Genomic DNA, 17,051 nt, shown 5'->3' with positions numbered 1-17,051 from the left:
CTATCCGCTATGGATAAATTTCTTTATGCTCCATACAAAAGCCCCTTCCATACAATGACGAAAGGGGCCTAAGTAGGTTTTTAATAATATGCCTTATTTTGACAAGTACATTTTACGTCTAGCGTATAGGTTGTAAAAATCGTCGTCCTTAAGGTTATCAATAAACAAGATGCTCTCCCCTGTACTCTTCATTTCTGGCCCCAAGTTTTTATTTACGTTAGGAAATTTATTAAAAGAGAATACCGGTTGTTTGATCGCAAAACCTTCCAATTCGGGTTTAAAACTAAAATCGGTTACTTTCTTTTCCCCTAACATCACTTTGGTCGCATAGTTAACATAAGGCTCCTTGTAGGCTTTAGCGATAAAAGGCACCGTTCTAGAAGCCCTTGGGTTCGCCTCAATGATATATACCTTATCGTCTTTGATCGCAAACTGTATATTGATCAATCCGACGGTATTAAGTGCCAGAGCTATTTTTTTGGTATGATCTTTAATCTGTTGTAAAACAAATTCTCCCAGATTGAATGCCGGTAATGTAGCATTGGAATCCCCAGAGTGAATACCACAAGGTTCTATATGCTCCATAATTCCAATGATATAGATGTTTTCCCCATCGCATATGGCATCCGCTTCAGCTTCTATGGCGCCATCCAAATAATGATCTAGCAACAATTTATTATTAGGAATCTTGTGTAGTAAATCTACCACGTGTGCTTCCAATTCTTCTTTGTTGATTACAATTTTCATTCCCTGTCCTCCCAATACATAGGATGGGCGCACCAAAAGAGGAAAATCCAATTCATCGGCTAGATTTAAGGCCTCATCAGCTGTTTCGGCAACACCAAATCTGGGGAAAGGTATATTATTCGCTTCCAACAAGGTGGAGAAACTACCCCGATCTTCTGCCAAGTCCAAAGCTTCAAAACTAGTTCCTATGATTTTAATACCGTGCTTAGATAATTTTTCGGCTAATTTTAGCGCGGTTTGCCCTCCTAATTGCACAATGACGCCTTCTGGTTTTTCATGTCGGATAATGTCATAGATATGCTCCCAGAATACAGGTTCAAAATACAGTTTGTCCGCCGTATCAAAATCTGTAGATACGGTTTCCGGATTACAATTGATCATAATCGTCTCGTATCCGCACTCTGCTGCTGCAAGCACCCCATGTACACAGCAATAATCAAATTCTATCCCTTGCCCAATACGATTTGGACCTGAGCCGAGAACGACAATCTTTTTCCTATCAGTGACCTCACTATCATTCGCAACATAGCGCTCACCATCAGGTGTTTCGATCTCCGCCTCAAAGGTGGAATAGTAATATGGGGTCATGGCCTTGAACTCGGCCGCACAGGTATCTACCAATTTATACACCCTATTGATTCCCAAAGTCGAACGTTTTTTATGCACTTCGCTCTCGTAACAATCCAACATATGGGCGATCTGCCGATCAGCAAAACCTTTTTGTTTGGCTTCCAACAATAGATCTTTAGGTAGGGTCTCTATTTGATATTCTGAAATTTCTTTTTCCAAAAAGTGAAGTTCCTCATATTGTTTTAAGAACCACATATCTATTTTGGTGATTTCGTGAATTCTGCTCAAAGGAATCCCCAATTGAATGGCATCATAAATCACAAAGACGCGATCCCAACTTGGAATGGTCAGCTTGCTAATAATCGTATCATAATCTTTGTATCCTTTTCCATCGGCACCTAATCCATTTCGCTTAATTTCCAGGGACTGCGTTGCCTTGTGCAATGCTTCTTGAAACGAACGTCCAATGGCCATTACCTCTCCAACAGATTTCATTTGTAAACCTAAAGTTCGGTCAGACCCCTCGAACTTATCAAAGTTCCAACGTGGAATCTTCACAATGACATAATCCAAGGTTGGTTCAAACAAGGCAGAAGTGGATTTGGTAATCTGGTTGTCCAATTCGTCCAAATGATATCCAATGGCTAATTTTGTAGCCACTTTAGCAATGGGATACCCTGTAGCCTTTGAAGCCAGGGCAGACGATCTGGATACTCTGGGGTTGATTTCAATGGCAATAATATCTTCAGCTTCATCAGGACTAACTGCAAATTGCACATTACACCCACCGGCAAAATCCCCAATACTGCGCATCATATGGATGGCCATATCCCGCATTCTCTGGTAAGTCTTATCAGAAAGTGTCATTGCTGGAGCCACAGTTATGGAATCTCCGGTATGAATCCCCATTGGGTCCATATTCTCTATGGCACAGATAATGACAACATTGTCATTTTTATCCCGTAACAATTCCAATTCGTATTCTTTCCACCCCATGAGGGCTTTATCGATCATCACCTCATGAATGGGCGACACTTCCAAACCTCTGCTCAGTAATTCATCAAAATCTTCGGGCTTATATACAATGGAGGCTCCCGCCCCTCCTAGCGTATAGGATGCTCGTATGACCAATGGAAAACCAAATTCCTGTGCTATTTCCTTCCCTTTTAAAAAGGAAGTGGCTGTGGCTTGAGGTGCCATTCCTATACCAATCTTCAACATCAACTCACGGAATTTTTCCCGATCTTCGGTAATATTGATGGCATCGATATCCACGCCGATAATTTCAACATCGTAATCTTCCCAAATGCCTTTCTCGTCAGCTTCAATACATAAATTCAATGCCGTTTGGCCTCCCATAGTAGGTAATACCGCATCAATATTGGGATGGGCCTCCAGAATGGCCAGAATTGATTTTGTGGTCAAAGGCTTCAAGTAAATATGATCGGCCATAGAGGGATCCGTCATAATAGTAGCAGGGTTGCTATTGATCAGGATGGTTTCTATCCCATCTTCTCGAAGAGAACGAAGAGATTGCGAACCAGAATAGTCGAACTCACATGCTTGTCCAATGATAATAGGACCGGAACCAATGATTAAAATAGATTTTAGATCTTTTCTTTTAGGCATTTTCTATAGGGTGTTTAAAATCAAATATAAATAAGTATTGGATAAAAAAAAGGTGCTACTTCAAAAAAGTAACACCTTAATATTAATTGATAACGATAGCATCATTACTTCTTGTGTCTCAGCTCAGAGGATACCGTTAGTTTTTTTCTTCCTTTAGCTCTTCTTCTGGCAAGAACTTTTCTACCATTGGCTGAAGCCATACGCTCCCTAAAACCATGTTTATTTCTTCTCTTTCTCTTTGATGGCTGATATGTTCTTTTCATTGCCGAAAAATTTTAAATAGTTGTGTGAATACTTCCGAAGACTGTAAATTTGCCTTCTAAATTCCGGCTGCAAATATACAAAGAGTTTTTGCTTTGGCAAATGTATTTAAAAAAATGTTTCGAATTGTTTTTATTACTTTTGCCGTATCTAATATGAGTTACTGAAAATGAAATCTTTTTTGCTCTTTTTCCTGTCCTTTTTTATAGGATATACGGTCTCTGGACAAACTGCTTTGGAATATCATCTCAAGGAAGGAGACACTTTTATGGTCAGACAACATGCGGAGCAGGTAATCAGTCAAGAATTGGATGGAGCCGTACAAGAAATTACGAATATCATCAGTGGGATTTTGACCTTTAAAGTGGTTGGTGAAAAAGAAGATACCTACGAAATTGATTTATCGTTCGAAGATTTGAATCTTATGATGATGTCCAATATTCAAGGGCCTTTGATGAATATCAAAGCCAAAGAAGTTAAGGAAGAAGATCCGCAGTCTAAAGTGTTTAATGCTATTTTGAATTATCCCGTAAAAATTACTTTGGCAAAGACTGGGGATATTTTAGCGGTAGAAGGAGGAGATAGTCTTGTTGCCAAAATGGCCAAAGCTTCTGGTCTAAAGGATGACTTCTCCCTTAACCTTATGAAGAAGTCGTTGGAAAAAGAGTTTGGCTCCAAAGCCCTTTCCAATAGTTATAAGCAAATGACATTTATTTACCCTAGCGCTCCCATTAGTATTGGAGGTACTTGGGAAAACGAGTACCAGGGAAAACTGATGGCTAAAAATCGCTGGACTTTGGATAGCCTGAACACAACAAATGCCATAATCTCCGGCAAAGCAAACATCATCATGGATGTTAAGGAAGCTGCCACTAGCATGGCATTAAATGGCACTCAGGAGACACAAATAACCACAGATATTACAACAGGTTTTATTAGGACCATGAAAGTAACAAGTACTTCCGAAGGTTTTTCCACCATTGCACAATTGGGGGACCAACAAATACCCACTACCATAAAATCGACTACGACCTACGAATTAATCAAAGAATAACACAAGAATATGTTCAATAAAATTTTTAAACTCATTATTGCTGGGTTAATCCTAGCCTATGCCGGATACCAATTTGTAGAAGAAAATATTGGTAATGGTATTTTTCTCATTTTATTATCCCTGATTTTTATATTCCTCTATTTCAGAAATGAAATCATTCTCTTGGCTTTTCTCCGAATGCGAAAGCAAGATATGGAGGGGACCAAAAAATGGCTCGATAAGATTAAAAACCCGGAAGCGGCACTTACCGTTAAGCAACAAGGATATTACAATTACCTTCATGGAATCATCTTTTCCCAAAAGAACCTTACCCAAGCGGAAAAGTATTTTAAGAAAGCCTTGAAATTAGGTTTGACCATGGATTATGATATCGCCATGGCTAAACTAAGTCTTGCCGGTATTGCCATGCAAAAGCGTCGAAAGAGAGAAGCCACTGCACTCCTTAAAGAAGCAAAAAAATTGGATAAACAAAATATGCTGGCCGAACAGATTAAAATGATGCAGCAGCAGATGAAAAAAATCTAGTCAATTTGATTTCAAATCTTATGGTATAAAAAAGGCCGGAATATCTAAAATCCGGCCTTTTTTATGCAGTTATCCTACTAGATATTACTTTCCTGTATTGTAATATCCTTTATTGGGGATTTCTATAACGTATTTTTTTCTAGAACTGTTATTCAAATGGGGTTCCCTTAACCAGGGGTTGTGCCGTTTTAAAATCTTATAATTGATTTCATACTGCGCTGCAAAATCAGCAAAATTGGCAATAGGTTCGTCTACTTCCACAGTAAAAGATGGTATTGGCTTATACAGATCTTCATTTCCAATATCAAAACCGTATTTATCTGGGTTGGAAAGGATTTCTTTTATGGCCATGATACGAAATACATAACGGCCCGTTTCTTCACCTAATAACAGGTCATAATAATTATCCACTTTCTGAACTCCCATGAACTTTCTAATAGCACCAGGACCTGCATTGTAAGAAGCCGCTGCCAGCGTCCAACTCCCAAAACGATCCTTTGAACGCTTTAAGTACTTACACGCTGTTTCGGTTGCCTTGGAAATGTGATAGCGTTCATCAACATTGCCATTGACCTCCAAGCCATATTCCCTTCCGGTTCCTTTCAAAATTTGCCAAAAACCAGATGCTCCGGCCGGGGACCGTACATTCTGCAGACCACTCTCCGCTACGGCCAAATATTTAAAATCGTCCGGAATGCCATTTTTAGCCAAAATAGGTTCAATTATAGGGAAATACTTATTGGCTCTTTTCATCAATAAGAGTGCATTGGATTGCCAATAGGTGTTCACCAAAAATTCACGATCTACACGCTCCATGACTTCCGGGTCATTGACGGGTACACTTTCTCCTGCAAAATTTAAATTTTCGGGAATATCAATTGCTGTGATTTGATATCCATTGGCCGTTGTCTCCGTAATTTCCTCTTTTACACTATTTTGATTCTCATCCGCCGTTCCCTGAACGGCAAAAATCAATGTACTAACTACTAAAACGACTCCTAGGAGCATCAATATGTTTTTTAAAATCTTCATGGGCTATGCTTAAAATAGATATTAAAGATATAAAATAGAACTCCTTTATTCTAAAATAATTGTGGGTAAGTGCTCATTAAACCATTTATAACGATGAATAATCATGGTATGCGTGCCGTTTTTAACCGGAATGCAGTTTTTAATATACTTTATAGGAAATACCGGGTCTTTTTCTCCATGAATATGAATTAAGCAATCATCGTACTCGCTTTGCTCCCAATTTACGATCTGGTCAATGGACCAGTCAATATAATACTTATCCTTTACCGAAAGGTATTGTTCATACAATTCCAATCGCTTATTGACTTTTCCGCCAAAAGCAAATTTGTTCAAAAAGTGAATGTTGCTAACAAGACTAGTGGGCAGTAATTTGTATATTTTAGTGCGCCTTGCAAATTTCATGCGCTTGGGCAATTCCTTATTTTGCTTTACACTGGACACAATAATCAATTTCCTCACAGGAATATGCTTTGCCATTTCCTGTACAAGCATTCCTCCAAAGGACACCCCGATCAAAACAGGGTTTTTATGCTCAATTTTGTTGCACATGATCAAAGCGTAATCCTTTAGGCTCATTCCCCGTTCCGGTATGGTCCATTCCAAAAGGTGTTTTTCAAATTTTTCCCCGTCCAATACAATATGATCAAATATGGAAGGATTGGCTGCCATTCCCGGCATGAAATAGACCTGTATTTTGGGATTACTCATGTATCGTATTGCGTAGAAGCTAGGAAAATAGCATTTTTTTTACTAATTTTGTAGTCTTGGCTTTAAAATTAAACCTTATTCGAAATTCAGGTGATTTTAACCTCTAATTTAACGATAAAGTTTTACAATTTTGAGAACATTGTAAGCTTTTGATCATGTCAATATTTTAAATCAAATCTATATGAATGAAGTAGAAATTAATGACAACAGTTTCTTGCGCCAATTTGAAACTAGAATTGATGGGCATCTAGCGAAGATTGAGTACTCTTCACAAGAACGAAAAGTTTTTTTAACCAAACTAGTCATTCCAGAAGAAATTAAAAAAGAAGACTTTAAAGAAGACTTCATTAAAGAGGTACTACATCACATCCAAGGGCAAAATTTAAGAGTTGTGCCTACAAGTCCACAAATTGCAGGTTTTTTGAGAAAAAACAGGCAATACAAAGAAATGCTTCCTGTAGGGATACGCATTTAAGAAACAGGACTTTTGTAAAGACCAATAAAAAACCGCTCAATGAGCGGTTTTTTATTGGTCTTTATTTCGTTAGGAGCTTATAAAATCAAAGCGAACCAAACCATCTTCATCAATTGTCCTTAAAGTTACTTTTTGCAAGGTATTTACCAGAGCCGGGTTCCAAGGCGATTTCACCTTCACGTAGTTCTCTGTAAATCCATGAATATAGCCTTGTTTGTTCTCGCCTTCAAACAAAACAGTTCTTTCCGTTCCCAATTGACTTTCATAAAAAGCTCTCCGTTTTTTTACCGATAAACCACGTAGCATCTTACTTCGTTTACTTCTTACGTTTTTAGGAACCGCTCCTTCCATCGTTGCCGCAGGGGTATTATCTCTTTCCGAATAGGTAAATACATGCAAATAGGAAATATCCAGAGTATTCAGAAAGTGATATGTTTCCAGAAAATGTGCTTCTGTTTCCCCTGGGAAACCTACAATAACATCTACACCGATACAGGCATGTGGCATGCTTGCCTTGATGCGTTCTACCCTATCAACATATAAATCGGTAAGATACCTTCTGCGCATTAACTTTAACAGGGCATCACTCCCGCTTTGAAGCGGAATATGAAAATGCGGTACAAAAGCATTACTCCCGGCCACAAAATCAATCGTTTCATTTTTTAGAAGATTGGGCTCTATAGACGAAATCCGCAGCCGATGTATCCCTTCTACCGCATCCAATGCCTTGACCAAATCCAAGAAGGTATGTAAATGTTTTTTATTGCCAAACTCCCCTTTGCCGTAATCTCCAATATTCACTCCGGTCAATACAATCTCCTTGATATTCTTAGCGGCTATTTCCGAAGCATTTCGAAGCACATTCTCCAGAGTATCGCTTCTTGATATACCCCGAGCTAATGGAATGGTGCAATAGGTACACTTATAGTCACAGCCATCCTGTACTTTTAGGAATGCCCGGGTCCTATCTCCAATAGCATAACTGCCTACATAAAAATCAGCTTCAGCGATCTCGCAGGAGTGAATCTCCCCAAAATCATTTTTAGAGAGATCATTAATATAATCGGTAATCTTGAATTTTTCGGTAGCTCCCAAGACCAAATCCACACCATCCACCGCAGCCAATTCCTCTGGCTTTAGCTGTGCATAACAACCTACGGCTGCCACAAAGGCTTTGGGATTTGTTTTTTGCGCCTGTTTTACAATACTCTTAAATCGTTTATCTGCATTTTCGGTTACAGAACACGTATTGATTACATACATATCGGCATGTTCGGAGAAATCTACACGCAAAAAGTCTTCTGCTTCGAAACTTCGCGCGATGGTCGACGTTTCAGAGAAGTTCAATTTACATCCCAACGTATAAAAGGCTACTTTTTGCTTTTCCATACCATTACTTATGCGCCAATCTTATTATTGTCTTCAAAAAGTAGGCAAAGATACCAAACAAATTACATTTAGTCTTTACGCCATTTTTTAGTTTCCTCAAAAATATGGTTCAAAATAGCCTCTTCTTTTTCATCAAAAAGCATTCCTCGACGTTCCATCATGGCATTCGCCGTCTCAAAGGCTTTTTTGGGTAAATACGTTGAAAACCCAGCTGCCCCGCCCCAACTAAAGGCTGGAATAAAATTCCTGGGAAAACCAGATCCAAAGATATTGGCGCTCACGCCCACCACTGTTCCCGTATTAAACATCATATTGATGCCACACTTACTGTGATCTCCCATCATAAGTCCGCAAAATTGCAGTCCGGTTTTTGCAAAGTTTTCTGTCTCATAATTCCACAAGCGTACAGGAGCATAGTTGTTTTTTAAATTGGAAGTATTGGTATCGGCTCCAATATTGCACCATTCTCCCAATACTGAATTTCCTAAAAACCCGTCGTGTCCCTTATTGGAATACCCAAATATAACCGCATTGTTGACTTCTCCTCCAACCTTAGAATGAGGTCCCACAGTTGTAGCTCCGTATATTTTGGCTCCCATTTTCACAATTGCCTGTTCTCCTAAAGCAAAGCCTCCTCGAATGATACTCCCTTCCATAACCTCTGCATTTTTCCCAATATAGATAGGCCCATTTTTTGCATTCAGAATACTACATTCTACTACCGCTCCTTCCTCAATAAAAATATTTTCCGGGCAAAACACGGTATTCGTATCAGAAATCGGACTACTTTTTCTATCTTTTGTGATGAGGGTAAAATCGGCTATTATAGCTTCCTTATTTTTTGAAAAAATGTCCCAAGTATTCCGTATTTGAAGTATTTCACCTTCATAAGGAATCATGGTATAAATAGAAAAATCAACTTCTTCCTGACTGTCCAAACTGTAAAATGCAACAATTTCATCCGCTATACAAATGGCTTCATATTCCTTGAGGTTTTTAATCTGGTCCACAAGTGTTTGATCAGGTAGATACGAAGCGTTGATCATTACATTTTTCTCCAATTCCACCATAGGGAATTTGTCGGTGAGATAGTCTTCCGTAATGGTAGTCGTAGTACTCCCCAAATAACGCTCCCATTTTTCACGAATGGTAAGTATTCCTATACGGATTTCCGCGACGGGTCTTGTATAGGTGAAGGGTAATAATGCATTGCGTACCGTACCATCAAATAGAATGTAATTCATTGATTTGTAATTTATACTGATTCCGTCATACTAACGCGAATCTGAACTGGCTATTGTTTAATTGTGTTGCAAAGATATTCTTTAATCAAAAACGAAAATGCTTTACAAAAAAAATCACGTTCCCATAATGGAAACGTGATTTTATATAGGATGCAAAGAAATATTACTATTCCTCTTTCTTTTCTACTTTCTGAAATTTCTTATACTTATTCTTGAATTTGTCAATACGTCCTGCAGTATCGATCAATTTAGATTTACCTGTATAAAATGGGTGCGATGTTCTTGAAATTTCCAATTTCACCAAAGGATATTCAACACCATCAACTTCAATGGTTTCTTTAGTAACCGCAGTAGACTTTGTTAAAAACACATCCTCATTGGACATATCTTTAAAGGCCACTATTCTATAATTCTCTGGATGTATATCTTTTCTCATGATCAATAAACGTTAATACTGGTAAATTTCAGGCTGCAAATTTAGCGTTTTTTATTAAAACCACAATAACTTTTCAAAAAAAAGAAAAATAAAATTCTTGAGATTAGGGTGTAACAAATGTATACCTTTTGTCACTAATAGGATAATCAACTGAAAAATCTAAAAATTATGGAAGAAAATCAACCAAAAACGGGAAAGTTTGCTTTAAATTTTGGTCTTATTCTAGGCGCTATAAGCGTTGTTTTTGGCGTAATGCTATTTAGTTTGGACATGCACTACTCCCAAGACTGGACTATAGGCATCATTAATTTGGCAATTACCATTGCCGTACTTGCCGTTGGCATTGTTCAATTCAAAAAAGCCAATAATGGTTTTATTACCTTGCCTGAAGCCCTAAAAGTAGGTGTTGGGGCCGCAGCGATAGCCGCAGTGATTGCCTTGATTTATGGAGCTATCTTGGCCAATGTTATTGATCCGGATTTTGTGGATAAGGCCATGGAAGCCCGATTTAGTGAACCTGTAGCCAATGGAACAATGACCTCAGAGGAAGCACAGCAGGCCATGGAGGCCGGAAAAAGTTTCTTTTGGATTGGATACCCAATTCAATTGATCGTAGCCGTATTCTTAGGATTCATTATTTCATTAATTGTGGGCTTAGTTGTAAAAAAACAGAAACCAGAATATTAATATTTGTACTTTTGGATAGTAAATCCTGAAGTACCCTATGAATTTATCCATAGTCATTCCCCTCTTAAATGAGGAAGAATCCCTTAAAGAACTACATGATTGGATTGTATCCGTAATGCAATCCAATCATTTTTTATATGAGATTCTTTTTATAGATGATGGCAGCACGGACAATTCCTGGAACATCATCACCGAACTGGCTGCGTCCAACCCTTGCGTAAAGGGCATTCGTTTTCTAAAAAATTTCGGAAAATCACAAGCATTGCATGCAGGTTTCAAAGCTGCTCAAGGTGCTGTTGTTATTACCATGGATGCCGACTTACAAGACAATCCCGAAGAAATTCCAGATTTATATCGATTAATCACCGCTGAGGGCTACGACCTTATTTCTGGCTGGAAAAAGAAACGTTATGATGCCCTTATCAGCAAAAACCTTCCTTCCAAACTTTTTAATTGGGCGGCCAGAAAAACCTCTGGAGTACGTTTACACGATTTTAATTGTGGCTTAAAGGCCTACCGAAAGGAAGTCATCAAGACTATTGAGGTACATGGAGAAATGCACCGCTATATTCCCGTATTGGCAAAAAGTGCCGGTTTTTCTAAAATTTCGGAAAAAGTGGTGCAACATCAAGCTCGAAAATATGGGAAAACCAAATTTGGCATGGAGCGTTTTATCAATGGTTTTCTAGACCTGATCACCATTTGGTTTGTGTCTAAATTTGGAAAGCGTCCCATGCATCTTTTCGGTGCCCTTGGTGTCCTTATGTTTATAATCGGCTTTGGTTTTTCAATGTATCTCGGAATAGATAAGTTATTTATCCATAAACAAGGACGTTTAATTACTGATCGGCCACAATTCTTTATTGCCTTAACAGCCATGCTTATAGGTACACAGTTTTTCCTGGCCGGTTTTTTGGGAGAAATCATGGTGCGTTCCAGAAAGAACGAAACACGATATAAAATTTCCGCGCAAATCGGGCTCCCTCTAAAATAAAACTATAATCTTTGTATTTTTAACCATATCAATCTAAAACACCCTTCAAATCATGGATAGTATACTGCAGAACGCCAAAAGTTGGCTTACCGATTTTTTTGATGCTGAAACCAAAAAAGAAATCGAACATTTGATAGCGAACGATACCGAAGAACTCAAGGAACGTTTCTACAAAGATTTGGAATTTGGTACTGGTGGTATGCGGGGTGTTATGGGAGTAGGCACCAATAGGATCAATAAATACACCCTGGGGAAAAATACCCAGGGATTAAGCAATTATTTAAAAAAAGTATATCCTGGGGAGGCGTTAAAAGTAGTTATCGCCTATGATTGTCGTCATAATAGCGATACACTTTCCAAGACCGTTGCCAATGTATTTGCGGCCAATGGTATTAAAGTGTATTTATTTTCGGAGTTGAGAACAACACCGGAATTATCCTTTGCGGTAAAACACCTAAATTGTCATGTTGGTATTGTATTAACGGCTTCCCACAATCCTCCCGAGTATAATGGTTACAAAGTATATTGGACGGATGGCGGACAAATTGTTCCTCCAGAGGATAAGGAAATCATCGCTGAGATTGACCGTCTTGGATTTGAGGATATCAATTTTGATGCAGAAGAAGAACACATTGAACTCATAGGACATGAAGTTGATGAGGCTTTTATTGAGGCCTCTGTAAAAAATGGAAGCTTCAATGCCAAAGGAAAAGACGATTTTAAAATCGTCTTCACTTCCTTGCATGGTACTTCGATTACTGCCATTCCTGAGGTACTAAAGCGAGCAGGATATACTCAGGTAACGGTTATTGATGAGCAGGCCATACCCGATGGGAACTTCCCCACTGTAAAATCTCCAAACCCTGAAGAACCCGAGGCACTTACCCTTGCCATTAAAAAAGCCGAAGAGATTGGTGCCGATATGGTAATCGGAACAGATCCCGATAGTGATAGATTGGGCATTGCCGTTCGAAATTCCGAAGGAGAAATTGAATTGTTGAATGGAAATCAAACCATGGTCTTAATGACCAAATTCTTATTGGACCAACGAAAAGCCAAAGGGTTTAAAGGCAATGAATTTATTGCTTCCACAATTGTTTCCACACCTATGATGGATGCCTTGGCCAAAGGCTATGGCGTGGAATGTAAAACAGCCTTGACCGGTTTTAAATGGATCGCCAAAATGATCAAGGATTTTCCGCAGCAAGATTTTGTGGGAGGTGGAGAAGAAAGTTTTGGTTTTATGGTTGGGGATTTTGTGCGCGACAAAGATGCGGTAACCTCTACCCTATTGGCTTGTGAAATTGGTGCCAGTGCCAAGGCCAATGGCAGTTCCTTCTATAAAGACCTAATCGATGCGTATGTCACCTATGGTTTCTACAAAGAAAAATTGGTCTCTATTACTAAAAAAGGAATGAGTGGAGCCGAAGAAATCAAGAAAATGATGCGTGATTTCACCGAAAACCCAGTAAGTACTATTGATGGTTCCAAGGTAGCTACTATAGCCAATTACAATACGTCTGTTGAAAAAAACGTGCTAACTGGGGTAGAAACTCCTATCGATATCCCCAAATCCAATGTTATCATATATACTACGGCCGATGGAACACGTATAGCAGCCCGACCTAGTGGTACAGAACCCAAAATAAAATTTTATATGAGCATCAATATGCCCATGTACAATGCTGCCGATTTTAAATCCGTAAATTCGCAGTTGGAAAACAAAATACAACGTATTTTGGACGAATTGAATCTATAGTTGCATGAATTATTTCAAGAAGATTTTACAGTTTGCCAAACCGTATAAATTCTACGCATTTCTAAACGTTATATTCAACATCTTATATTCCGTTTTCAATGTTTTATCCATTATCATTTTCATTCCCACATTGGGAATTCTATTCGATAAGCAAGAAGAAGTGGTCAAGGCACCTGTTTATACGGGTCTCGGGAATCTACAGGAATATGCCGAAGGATCCTTGAATTTCTTTCTTTCCCAAAAAATTGAAATGGAAGGCCCCGTAGCAGCTCTGGTTTTTATTTGTATTGCCAGTATTGTCATATTCTTCCTAAAAAACCTCTTCCGCTATGCTGCCATGTTTGTACTGGCCTACTTAAGAACGGGAATGGTAAAGGATATTCAAGATCAACTTTACCTAAAAACCATAGATCTTCCGTTATCTTATTTTACGGAACAGAAAAAAGGAGATCTTCTGGCCCGAATGACCTCCGATGTCAAAGAAGTGGAAAGTTCCATTATTAATTCTCTGGAAGCCTTGGCTAGAGAACCCATTACCATCACAATTGTACTAATTTCCATGTTGGCAATCAGTGTAAAATTGACTTTATTCGTTTTTATTTTTTTACCCATCGCAGGTTTTCTGATTTCCATCGTAGGGAAGCGTTTGAAGGCACAATCATTGGAGGCCCAAAAGGAAACTGGGGTTTTTCTCTCTTTCATTGAAGAGACCTTGGGTGGACTTAAAATTATCAAAGGATTCAATGCGGAAACTAAACTTTCTAAAAAATTCATGAATTCTACGGCCAAATTCAAAAAAATCATGATCGCAGTTCTTCAGCGAAAAGGCCTGGCCTCTCCCTTTAGTGAATTTTTGGGCGTTGTGGTTGTAATCACCGTCCTCTGGTACGGTGGAAGTTTGGTCCTAGGAGGCCAAAGCGATTTGACCCCTCAAAAGTTCATGGGTTACATTGGCTTATTTTATACCATCATCAACCCCGTAAAATCAATTACCACGGTAAATTACAATATCAAAAAAGGAAACGCTTCGGCAGAACGTATTTTTGAGATTTTGGAAACGAAAAATGTGATTGTTGAAAAAGAAAATGCCATAGCGAAGAACTCTTTTGAGGAAGGAGTCCATATCAATAATATCTCCTTTAAATATGAAGATGATTACGTATTGAAAAATTTTAATCTCACAGTGGCCAAAGGACAGTCCATTGCCCTTGTTGGACAATCCGGAAGTGGAAAAAGTACCATTGCCAATTTGGTTACTCGTTTTTATGACGTAAACGAAGGAGAAATCACCATCGATGGCACGAATATCAAAGATCTTAAGAAGAAATCTTTACGATCTTTATTCAGTCTTATCACACAGGATTCCATTTTATTCAATGACAGTGTAAAAAATAATATTGGCATGGGCAATGAAAATGCTAGCCAAGAAGAAATTATTGCTGCGGCCAAAGTGGCCAATGCACATGAGTTTATCGTTGATCTGCCCCAAGGTTATGATACCAATATTGGAGATGGAGGGAGCAAATTAAGCGGTGGACAAAAGCAACGTCTTTCCATTGCAAGGGCCGTATTGCGAAATTCCCCGATCATGATTTTGGATGAAGCTACTTCGGCTTTGGATACGGAAGGGGAACGTTTAGTTCAGGATGCTTTGGAAAAAATGATGTTGAATCGTACCTCAATTGTCATTGCACATCGTTTATCCACCATCCAAAATGCCGATACTATCGTAGTACTTCAAAAAGGGAAAATTGTAGAAAAGGGAACGCATCAAGAACTTTTGGCTGCCCAAGGGGTCTACAAAAAACTAGTGGACATGCAATCTTTTGGTAGGGTCTAAAAACATTTCCAATATATTGGAATCTCTCCTCAGGATATCCTATCTTGAGGAAGATTAAACCTTTTTCAAAAAGAAACGTCTTACTAGGGAATTAGATAGTTATCATTTGATCGAAGAAGCCACCTTAATACGACAATTACAGGACAATAGCTTGCAGGCAAAAGCCTTTGAGTTTCTTGTCAATACATACAAAGAACGCCTGTATTGGCATATCCGTCGGATTGTATTGAATCATGACGATACCGATGATGTTTTACAAAATACCTTCATCAAAGTATATCGCAATATTCAATCCTTTAAAGGAGATAGCAAGCTATACTCCTGGATGTATCGTATTGCTACCAACGAGGCTTTGACTTTTTTAAAACAAAAGTCGAAAAAGTTGGGAGTGGGTAGTGAAGCGCTGCAAAAGCAGATGTTGACCGAGTTGCAAGCAGATGTATATTTTGAAGGCGATGCCATTCAGTTGCAGTTGCAAAAAGCCATTGCCGCTCTACCTGAAAAACAGCGTCTGGTATTCAATATGAAGTATTTTGAAGCGTTGAAATATCAGGAAATTTCGGAAATCCTGGATACTTCGATAGGTGCTTTAAAAGCTTCCTATCATTTGGCTGTAAAAAAATTGGAACAGTATTTGACTGACGAGCATGAATAAGATGTTATGAAAAAAAAGGAACAACATAAAGATTTTAAAATTCCTGAAGAGTATTTAGAAGGGTTTACCACTAAACTAATGGATAAACTTCCTAAAGAAGACCCGGCTACCGATACCGATGGATTTAAAGTGCCCGAAAAGTACTTTGACGGGCTTTACGATAGTCTCACCAAAAAGTTAGGGGAAGAAGAAGACACCAAAATAATACCACTGCACAAGCAAAATAAGACGCTTTATTATGCTATAGCTGGGGTAGCGGCTGCCATCTTAATGGTATTCGGGATGATATTTATGGAACCAAAAACAATTACTTTTGAGGATTTGGCAGCTTCCGATATTGAAAATTATTTTGATGTGAACGTCAACGAATTGGATTCGTACGAACTTGCAGAAGCCATTTCTGAAAGCGACCTTGAGATTCTTTCCATAACAGAAACCACAATTGAAGATAGCGCGATTATAGAATATTTAGATACAAATACGAGCGATTTTGAAGATTTAAATTTATTGGATTATGAACAGTAAAAATATTGTTGTCCTATTGGTACTCTTAAGTACCACATTCATTTATGGACAACGTAGGGAAAATAAAGATAAAATAGAAGCATTAAGAATTGCCTTTCTAACAGAACGATTGGATTTATCTTCCGCGCAGGCACAGCAGTTCTGGCCTATATATAATGAACATCGAAAAAAGATGGATGATTACCGAAAGGAAGAACGTAAGGAAATTTATGGTGCCTTAGAAGATATCGCCAGTTTGCCGGATAAGGAAGCCGAGGTTTTATTGGAAAAGCATATGAAAATCCAGGAAAAGAAGCATTTGGCGGAAAAACAATATTTAAAGGCATTGAACAACGTCTTAGGTGCAAAAAAAATATTCGCCTTATTTAAAGCGGAGCATGCTTTTAAACGTCGCTTGCTCAGACAGTATCGTCACAAGCAGGGCGAAAGGCGCAATAGGCCATAAATTCGACAAATGACATTAAAAAGGAGCCAAATGGCTCCTTTTTTCATTAAACCATCACGCTAAAATACGGTCAAAA

The 17,051-nt window shown here is 38.5% G+C and carries 17 protein-coding genes; 10 read left to right on the top strand and 7 right to left on the bottom strand.

What is annotated here, in order from left to right:
- Positions 1–93: 93 nt before the first annotated feature.
- Complete coding sequence (carB, locus tag ACEXOE_RS19910; RefSeq protein WP_394750615.1) at positions 94–2,946, bottom strand: carbamoyl-phosphate synthase large subunit; 2,853 nt, start codon at positions 2,944–2,946, stop codon at positions 94–96.
- Between the two features lie 104 nt (positions 2,947–3,050).
- Positions 3,051–3,209 (bottom strand): 50S ribosomal protein L34, encoded by a 159-nt coding sequence (gene rpmH / locus ACEXOE_RS19905; protein WP_394750614.1) that lies wholly within the window; start codon positions 3,207–3,209, stop codon positions 3,051–3,053.
- Positions 3,210–3,376: 167 nt separating this feature from the next.
- Between rpmH and ACEXOE_RS19900 the strand changes: the two genes are divergently transcribed.
- Entirely contained in the window at positions 3,377–4,261 is an 885-nt protein-coding gene (locus ACEXOE_RS19900) for a DUF6263 family protein (RefSeq protein ID WP_394750613.1), read from the top strand.
- 9 nt (positions 4,262–4,270) lie between these two features.
- Entirely contained in the window at positions 4,271–4,786 is a 516-nt protein-coding gene (locus tag ACEXOE_RS19895) for a DUF2892 domain-containing protein (protein WP_394750612.1), read from the top strand.
- 84 nt (positions 4,787–4,870) lie between these two features.
- Here ACEXOE_RS19895 and ACEXOE_RS19890 read toward each other — a convergent pair whose 3' ends face one another.
- Both ACEXOE_RS19890 and ACEXOE_RS19885 read right to left on the bottom strand, forming a co-directional pair.
- The gene (locus ACEXOE_RS19890) at positions 4,871–5,818 is read right to left on the bottom strand and encodes a lytic transglycosylase domain-containing protein (RefSeq protein WP_394750611.1); all 948 of its coding nucleotides are present in this window, start codon (positions 5,816–5,818) and stop codon (positions 4,871–4,873) included.
- Between the two features lie 45 nt (positions 5,819–5,863).
- Positions 5,864–6,526 (bottom strand): alpha/beta fold hydrolase, encoded by a 663-nt coding sequence (locus ACEXOE_RS19885; protein ID WP_394750610.1) that lies wholly within the window; start codon positions 6,524–6,526, stop codon positions 5,864–5,866.
- 181 nt (positions 6,527–6,707) lie between these two features.
- On the opposite strand from ACEXOE_RS19885, the gene ACEXOE_RS19880 reads away from it, so the two are divergent.
- Positions 6,708–7,001 (top strand): GNAT family N-acetyltransferase, encoded by a 294-nt coding sequence (locus ACEXOE_RS19880; protein WP_394750609.1) that lies wholly within the window; start codon positions 6,708–6,710, stop codon positions 6,999–7,001.
- A 69-nt stretch (positions 7,002–7,070) separates the two neighbouring features.
- Here the strand turns inward: ACEXOE_RS19880 and mtaB are convergent, their stop codons facing one another.
- The 3 genes from mtaB to ACEXOE_RS19865 all read right to left on the bottom strand — a co-directional run bounded on the left by mtaB (position 7,071) and on the right by ACEXOE_RS19865 (position 10,070).
- Positions 7,071–8,390, bottom strand: coding sequence for a tRNA (N(6)-L-threonylcarbamoyladenosine(37)-C(2))-methylthiotransferase MtaB (mtaB, locus tag ACEXOE_RS19875; protein WP_394750608.1), 1,320 nt, complete (start codon positions 8,388–8,390; stop codon positions 7,071–7,073).
- 68 nt (positions 8,391–8,458) lie between these two features.
- Positions 8,459–9,634: a GlmU family protein gene (locus ACEXOE_RS19870; RefSeq protein ID WP_394750607.1), complete on the bottom strand. Its 1,176-nt coding sequence runs from the start codon at positions 9,632–9,634 to the stop codon at positions 8,459–8,461.
- 166 nt (positions 9,635–9,800) lie between these two features.
- A complete protein-coding gene (locus ACEXOE_RS19865; protein WP_394750606.1) occupies positions 9,801–10,070 on the bottom strand; it encodes a type B 50S ribosomal protein L31 in 270 nt (89 codons plus the stop codon).
- Positions 10,071–10,238: 168 nt separating this feature from the next.
- Here ACEXOE_RS19865 and ACEXOE_RS19860 point away from each other — a divergent pair, with 168 nt between their 5' ends.
- From ACEXOE_RS19860 to ACEXOE_RS19830, 7 genes are all read left to right on the top strand, one after another.
- Positions 10,239–10,757, top strand: a complete 519-nt coding sequence (locus ACEXOE_RS19860; RefSeq protein WP_394750605.1) for a DUF4199 domain-containing protein — start codon at positions 10,239–10,241, stop codon at positions 10,755–10,757.
- Positions 10,758–10,794: 37 nt separating this feature from the next.
- Positions 10,795–11,751 carry a glycosyltransferase family 2 protein gene (locus tag ACEXOE_RS19855; protein WP_394750604.1) on the top strand — a complete coding sequence of 319 codons (957 nt, stop codon included), beginning with the start codon at positions 10,795–10,797 and terminating at the stop codon, positions 11,749–11,751.
- Positions 11,752–11,803: 52 nt separating this feature from the next.
- Positions 11,804–13,510 carry a phospho-sugar mutase gene (locus ACEXOE_RS19850; protein WP_394750603.1) on the top strand — a complete coding sequence of 569 codons (1,707 nt, stop codon included), beginning with the start codon at positions 11,804–11,806 and terminating at the stop codon, positions 13,508–13,510.
- Between the two features lie 4 nt (positions 13,511–13,514).
- Positions 13,515–15,350: an ABC transporter ATP-binding protein gene (locus ACEXOE_RS19845; RefSeq protein ID WP_394750602.1), complete on the top strand. Its 1,836-nt coding sequence runs from the start codon at positions 13,515–13,517 to the stop codon at positions 15,348–15,350.
- Positions 15,351–15,456: 106 nt separating this feature from the next.
- The gene (locus tag ACEXOE_RS19840) at positions 15,457–16,005 is read left to right on the top strand and encodes an RNA polymerase sigma factor (protein ID WP_394750601.1); all 549 of its coding nucleotides are present in this window, start codon (positions 15,457–15,459) and stop codon (positions 16,003–16,005) included.
- A gap of 6 nt (positions 16,006–16,011) precedes the next feature.
- Positions 16,012–16,530, top strand: a complete 519-nt coding sequence (locus ACEXOE_RS19835; protein WP_394750600.1) for a hypothetical protein — start codon at positions 16,012–16,014, stop codon at positions 16,528–16,530.
- Positions 16,520–16,975, top strand: a complete 456-nt coding sequence (locus tag ACEXOE_RS19830; RefSeq protein ID WP_394750599.1) for a hypothetical protein — start codon at positions 16,520–16,522, stop codon at positions 16,973–16,975. The genes ACEXOE_RS19835 and ACEXOE_RS19830 overlap by 11 nt, the downstream gene beginning before the upstream one ends.
- Positions 16,976–17,051: the final 76 nt, after the last annotated feature.

This window comes from Spongiimicrobium salis (assembly GCF_043678055.1).
GTDB classification, from domain to species: domain Bacteria; phylum Bacteroidota; class Bacteroidia; order Flavobacteriales; family Flavobacteriaceae; genus Spongiimicrobium; species Spongiimicrobium salis.
This window is presented reverse-complemented; position numbering and strand designations above follow the sequence as displayed.